This window comes from Caulobacter sp. D5 (genome assembly GCF_003185805.1).
Classification (GTDB): domain Bacteria; phylum Pseudomonadota; class Alphaproteobacteria; order Caulobacterales; family Caulobacteraceae; genus Caulobacter.
Genome location: NZ_QHJY01000357.1, coordinates 1 through 5848, shown reverse-complemented (window position 1 = coordinate 5848; position 5848 = coordinate 1). Strand labels below are relative to the sequence as shown.

At 69.2% G+C, this 5848-nt stretch carries 6 protein-coding genes and 1 pseudogene; 5 read left to right on the top strand and 2 right to left on the bottom strand.

Annotation, left to right across the window (positions count from 1 at the left end):
* The first annotated feature begins 280 nt into the window (after positions 1–280).
* From lepB to recO, 5 genes are all read left to right on the top strand, one after another.
* Positions 281–1138, top strand: a complete 858-nt coding sequence (gene lepB / locus DMC18_RS20865; RefSeq protein ID WP_110121955.1) for a signal peptidase I — start codon at positions 281–283, stop codon at positions 1136–1138.
* A 4-nt stretch (positions 1139–1142) separates the two neighbouring features.
* On the top strand, positions 1143–1850 hold the full coding sequence (rnc, locus tag DMC18_RS20860) for a ribonuclease III (protein WP_110121954.1): 708 nt from the start codon (positions 1143–1145) through the stop codon (positions 1848–1850).
* A 149-nt stretch (positions 1851–1999) separates the two neighbouring features.
* Complete coding sequence (gene era, locus DMC18_RS20855) at positions 2000–2950, top strand: GTPase Era (protein ID WP_110121953.1); 951 nt, start codon at positions 2000–2002, stop codon at positions 2948–2950.
* Positions 2943–3797 carry an arylamine N-acetyltransferase gene (locus DMC18_RS20850; RefSeq protein WP_110121952.1) on the top strand — a complete coding sequence of 285 codons (855 nt, stop codon included), beginning with the start codon at positions 2943–2945 and terminating at the stop codon, positions 3795–3797. Before era ends, DMC18_RS20850 begins: the two co-directional genes overlap by 8 nt.
* Positions 3798–4529, top strand: coding sequence for a DNA repair protein RecO (recO, locus tag DMC18_RS20845; RefSeq protein ID WP_110121951.1), 732 nt, complete (start codon positions 3798–3800; stop codon positions 4527–4529). It abuts the gene before it with no gap.
* A gap of 6 nt (positions 4530–4535) precedes the next feature.
* Here recO and DMC18_RS20840 read toward each other — a convergent pair whose 3' ends face one another.
* Both DMC18_RS20840 and DMC18_RS20835 read right to left on the bottom strand, forming a co-directional pair.
* Positions 4536–5306, bottom strand: a complete 771-nt coding sequence (locus DMC18_RS20840) for a siderophore-interacting protein (RefSeq protein ID WP_110121950.1) — start codon at positions 5304–5306, stop codon at positions 4536–4538.
* Between the two features lie 129 nt (positions 5307–5435).
* A pseudogene (locus DMC18_RS20835) lies at positions 5436–5848 on the bottom strand (TonB-dependent receptor); the annotation flags it as partial.

Sequence of the window (5848 nt, the reverse complement as noted above, 5' to 3'; positions counted from 1 at the left end):
CCTGCGCGGCCTGGACGACCGAGACGGCGCTCAGGCCGGCGGCGAGGGCGAGAAGCGGGATGGACGGGCGCATGGCGGATCCCCTGACGAACCGCGCCGGAGAACATCATTCGCCGACGGGCGCGGCCAATGAATAATCTTTAAGGCGATCATCGTTCGGTTCGCCCAATCGTCGCCATGAAGCGTCACTATCGCGCCGATGCTTGCTCGCGGCGGCAACCGCGTCTAGCAAGACCTGTCGGGCTCGCCCGACCCCCATTCGCAAAGAGCCCCGCCGCGCATGACCGAAGCCGTCGAGACCACGCCCCCCGAAGAAGAGAAGGGCGGCGCCGTCAACGAATTCATCGAGATCATCAAGACCGTGGCCTACGCCCTGGGCATCGCCCTGGTGCTGCGGGTTCTGCTGTTCCAGCCGTTCACGATCCCGTCGGCCTCGATGGAGCCCAACCTCTATCAAGGCGACTACATCATCGTCTCGAAGTTCTCGTACGGCTATTCGAAGCACTCGATCCCGTTCAGCCCGCCGCTGTTCAAGGGCCGCATCCTGGGCTCGACGCCCAAGCGGGGCGACATCATCGTCTTCAAGCTGCCGCGCGACGGCCATGTCGACTACATCAAGCGCCTGGTCGGCCTGCCCGGCGACCGCATCCAGGTTCGCGGCGGCGCGCTCTACATCAACGACAAAGCCGTCAAGCGCCAGGAACTGGCCGACGTGCTGGTCGACAGCGGCTACGGCTTCACCCAGCCGATGAAGCGCATCCAGGAAACGACGCCCGAGGGCCGCACCTACCTGACCCAGGCCGACGCCGGCCCGGACACCCAGGGCGACAACACCGGGGTCTATGTCGTTCCCGAGAACTGCTACTTCTTCATGGGCGACAACCGCGACAACTCGGCCGACAGCCGCTTCAACCCGGGCATCTCGCCGTTCAAGACCGACGCCGGGACCTGCAAGTGGAACTACGAGAACGACCAGTACACCGGCGACTCGATCGGCGTGGGCTTCGTCCCGGCCGAGAACCTGGTCGGCAAGGCCCAGATCATCCTGCTGTCGTGGAACGCCGACGCGCACCTGTTCAAGCCCTGGACCTGGTTCCTGGACGCCCGTCCGAGCCGCTTCTTCCGCGTGCTGAAGTAACATCATGGCCGTGAAGGACAGACGGGTCGCCGCCGTCGGCGACCTGGAGCGCCGGATCGGTCATCGGTTCGAAGACCGCGAACTGCTCGAGCGGGCCCTGACCCACGCCAGCGTCGGCGACGGCGCCAAGGCCAAGGTCCGCGACAACGAGGTGCTGGAGTTCATCGGCGACCGGGTGCTCGGGCTCCTGGCCGCCGAGGCCCTGGCCGAGCGCTTCCCCAAGGCCAAGGAGGGCGAACTCGCCCCGCGCCTCAACGCCCTGGTCAGCCGCGAGACCTGCGCTCGCGTCGCCAAGGGCGCCGAGCTTGGTCCCGCCCTGCGCCTGTCGGCCTCGTCGAGCAAGATCGGCGGCCGCGAGACGGAGTCGATCCTGGCCGGCGCCTGCGAGGCCCTGATGGCGGCTTTGTATCAGGACGGCGGGCTGGAGCTGGCTCGCAAGGTGTTCCTCGACCTGTGGTCCGAAGAGTTCGACCGGGCCGGGCAGGGGCGTCCGCGCGATCCCAAGACCGCCTTGCAGGAATGGGCCCAGGGCAAGGGCAAGCCTCTGCCGACCTACCGCGTGCTCGAGCGCACCGGCCCCGACCACGCGCCGGTGTTCACCGTCGAGGTCCTGGTCAAGGATGTCGATCCCGCCATCGCCAAGGGCAAGTCCCGCCAGGAGGCCGAGAAGGCCGCCGCCAAGGCGCTGCTGGAGCAGGTGGGGGCGGGCTGAGACTTCCTCTCCCTTCCCCCTCGATGGGGGAAGGGCCGGGGATGGGGGTGATGCGGCGGTTCAGCCGGCAAGCGCCCTGACACCCCCACCCAACCCTCCCCCATCAAGGGGGAGGGCTTTTGCAGTGCTCTGTGCTACACGCACGCCCAATGACTGAAAACACCACCAACACCCGCGCCGGGTTCGCCGCCATCATCGGCGCGCCGAACGCCGGCAAGTCCACCCTGGTCAACCGCATGGTCGGGGCCAAGGTTTCGATCGTCACCCAGAAGGTGCAGACGACTCGCTTCCCCGTGCGCGGCGTCGCCCTGTCGGGCAACGCCCAGATCATCCTCGTCGACACCCCCGGGATCTTCAGCCCGCGCCGCCGGCTCGACCGCGCCATGGTGCGCTCGGCCTGGGCCGGTTCGGAAGAGGCCGAGGTCACCGTGCACCTCGTCGACGTGCAGGCCGAACTGGCCGACCGCGCCCGCAACGCCACTCCGGCCGAGCACCGCGCCGTGCAGGACGTCCAGACCATCATCGAGGCCCTCAAGGAGAGCGGCCGCAAGGTGATCCTGGCGCTCAACAAGATCGACGGCGTCAAGCGCGACACCCTGCTGGGCGTGGCCAAGGACTTCTTCGACACCGGCGTCTACACCGACGTCTTCATGATCAGCGCCGAGACCGGCGCGGGCGTCGACGACCTGATGACCAAGCTGGTCGAGGCCATGCCGGAAGGCCCGTGGCTCTATCCGGAAGACCAGACCGCCGACCTGCCGGCCCGCCTGCTGGCCGCCGAGATCACCCGCGAGAAGATCTATCTGCGCGTCCACGAGGAGCTGCCCTACGCGGCCACCGTCGAGACCACCTCGTTCGAGGAACGGGCCGACGGCAGCGCCCGCATCGAGCAGACCATCTATGTCGAGCGCGACGGCCAGCGGGCCATCGTGCTGGGCAAGGGCGGCCAGGTGCTGAAGTGGATCGGCCAGGCCTCGCGCGAGGAGCTGCAGGACATCCTGGACCGCAAGGTGCACCTCTTCCTGCACGTGAAGGTCAAGGAAAACTGGGCCGAGGAACGCGGCCTGTTCAGCGACATGGGTCTCGATTTCGATGTTTGACGGACAGGTCGCCCCCAGCGTGGACCTCGACGCCTATTTCGCGCGGATCGGCTATGCCGGCCCGCGCGAGCCGACGCTCGAGACCCTGCGGGCGATCTGCCAGAAGCATCCGGACGCCATCCCGTTCGAGAACCTCGACGTGCTGCTGGGCCGGGGGATCAGCATCGTCCCGGCCGACATCGACGCCAAGCTGCTGACGGCCGGCCGCGGCGGCTACTGCTTCGAGCAGAATGGCCTGCTGAAACGCGTGCTCAAGGCCCTGGGCTTCGAGGTCGAGGCCCTGATGGCGCGCGTGCTGTGGATGGCGCCGGAAGGCGCGCCGCCGCGCCCGCGCTCGCACCAGGTGCTGGGCGTGACGCTCGACGGTGAGATCTGGCTGGCCGACGCCGGCTTCGGCGGCTGCGTGCTGACCGCGCCGCTGCGCCTGTTCGCCGACGGCGACCAGGCCAGCCCGAACGGCGCCTTCCGCATCGTCGACTCCGAGTGCGACGGCGTGGTCGAGCGCCAGGTGCAGGCCGATCTCTCCGGCCGCTGGGCGCCGCTATATCAGGTGGCGCAAGGCGGGTGGGCCGCAGTCGACTACGAGCAGGCCAACTTCTTCACCTACACGCACCCCAGCTCGCACTTCACCTGGAGCATGACGGTGGGCCGCACGACGCCGACCGCCCGCTACGCCCTGAAGAACAACCGCCTGACCCACCGCGACGCCACGGGCGCCCTGGTCGAGCAGCGCGACCTGTCGATCGACGAACTGGAGGCGGTGCTGCGCGACGTCATCGGCCTGCCGGTCGAGCCGGAATGGCGCGCGGTGCTGGAGAAGGTCGTGGGTTGGGGGACGCCCGCCTAGATGGAGTGGGACGACGACGCCTTCGTGCTGTCGGCCCGCGCCCACGGCGAGACCGGGGCGATCGTCGAGCTGCTGACCCAGGACCGAGGCAAGTTCGTCGCCCACGTGGCCGGGGCGGCCTCGCGGCGGATGAAGCCGTTCCTGCAGGCCGGGGCGCGGGTGATTGTCCGCTACCGCGCCCGCGGTCCCGACCAGATGGGTTCGGCCCAGCTGGAGCCGATGGGCGAGGGGCCTTCGTCGCTGTTCGACGACCGCCTGGCGCTGGCCGGGCTGCAATCGGCCGCTTCGGTCGCGGCAGGCGCGCTGCCCGAGCGCGAGCCGCATCCGGGCGCGTTCCTGGCGCTGGAGACCCTGATCCGCGTGCTGGAGATCCCCGACATCTGGCCGGCGGTCTATGTGCGCTACGAGGCGGGCCTGCTTCAGGATCTGGGCTTTGGCCTGGACCTGTCGAAATGCGCCGCCACCGGCGACCTCGACGACCTCGTCTATGTCAGCCCGCGTACGGGCCGGGCTGTCAGCCGCAAGGCCGGCGCGCCCTATCAGGACAAGCTGCTGCCGCTGCCGCCGTTCCTGCTGTCGTCGCAGGGGGGCTTGAGCGACGGCGACGTCAAGGCGGGCCTCGACATCACCGGCCACTTCCTCGAGCAGTTCGTGTTCGGGCCGCTGAACCGCCCGCTGCCGCCGGCCCGCATGTGGCTGCTGGACCGGCTGGGCGAGGCGGGGCGGCTCTAGCCGTTCCTACTCGATCCGCTCGTGGACGCCTTCGGCGCCGCGCACCCAGTAGCCCGCGGCCTTGATCTGCTTGGGCGAAAAACCGCGAACCTCGACCAGGTGCGCCCGCAAGGCCTTGGCGACCCGCGCCTCGGCGGCGAGCCAGATGAAGCCTTCCTTGTCGGCCGGCAGCACGGCGTCCAGCGCGGCGGTCAAAGCCTGGGTGTCGTCGCTGCCGTCGCGGACCAGCCAGTGCGGCGTCCAGGCGGCCTTGGTCTCGACGGCCAGGGCGTCGTCGGCGGCGTCGACTATGGCCAGGGTGGCGATCGTCTCGCCGTCTTGCGCTTCCTCCAGCCGGCGGCCGATGGCGGGCAGGGCGGTCTCGTCGCCGATCAGAACCAGCCAGGGCAGGGCCTCGGGGATCAGCACCGAGCCGCGCGGGCCGCCGATGTTCAGCGTGTCGCCGACCTTGGCCGAGAGGGCCCAGGCCGTGGCGGGACCTGCCTCATGCACGGCGAAGTCGATGACCAAGGTCGCCGCGGCGTTGTCGAAGCTGCGCGGGGTGTAGTCGCGCATCGCCGGCTCGCCGCCTTCGATCGGGAAGAACAGCTTGATGTGGTCGTCGAAGCCGGCGCTGACGAAGTCGGCCAGATCGGGCGAGGCGAAGACCAGGCGCAGCATGCCCGGCGACAGCCGCTCGACGGCGGTGACGGTCAGCACGCGGCGGCGCACCTCGTGGCGTACGCGGCGCAGGGCCCAGCGGTCGGTCGCTTCGGCGGTTTCGGCGGGGGTGGTCATCGGCGGGATATCCTTTTCGGAGGATGGGAGTCGGCCCGGACGGCCGAACCCTAGACCCACGCATCCGCCCGGGGATGTCTGGCGGAGAAATAAAAACGGCGGGATCCGGGGATCCCGCCGTTTCAGGTCTTAGAAGAACACCTTGCGGACGCTCAGCTTCACGCTGCGCCCGATGGGGTCGAGATAGTCTTCCTGGTAGCTGGTCGGGATTTCGCCGGTGGCGTCGCGCACCGTCTGCTTTTCGTCGAACAGGTTGGTGATCCCGAAGGTCACCCGCGTGCCGCGCAGCACCGGATGCTTGGCGACCAGCTCGCGCCGGGCGCCGAGATTGGCGAACAGGCGCAGGTTCACCGTCGTCAGGTCGGAGAACTTCAGCGTGCCGGTCGAGCTGCCGGTCGTGCCGCCGTCGACCTGCGTGGCCTCCCGCCAGTTGGCGGTCAGGCGCGCGCCCATGCCCTGCTTGGTGAAGCCGACCTGGGCCTCGACCTCGTTGCGGGGCGTGCCGCCGCTGCTGCCGATGGCGTCGCCGCTCAACAGATCGA

Coding starts and splice junctions, on each gene's coding strand:
- era (WP_110121953.1), top strand. CDS start 2,000: ATGACTGAAAACACCACCAACACCCGCGCCGGGTTCGCCGCCATCATC.
- recO (WP_110121951.1), top strand. CDS start 3,798: ATGGAGTGGGACGACGACGCCTTCGTGCTGTCGGCCCGCGCCCACGGC.
- DMC18_RS20840 (WP_110121950.1), bottom strand. CDS start 5,306: ATGACCACCCCCGCCGAAACCGCCGAAGCGACCGACCGCTGGGCCCTG.
- DMC18_RS20850 (WP_110121952.1), top strand. CDS start 2,943: ATGTTTGACGGACAGGTCGCCCCCAGCGTGGACCTCGACGCCTATTTC.
- lepB (WP_110121955.1), top strand. CDS start 281: ATGACCGAAGCCGTCGAGACCACGCCCCCCGAAGAAGAGAAGGGCGGC.
- rnc (WP_110121954.1), top strand. CDS start 1,143: ATGGCCGTGAAGGACAGACGGGTCGCCGCCGTCGGCGACCTGGAGCGC.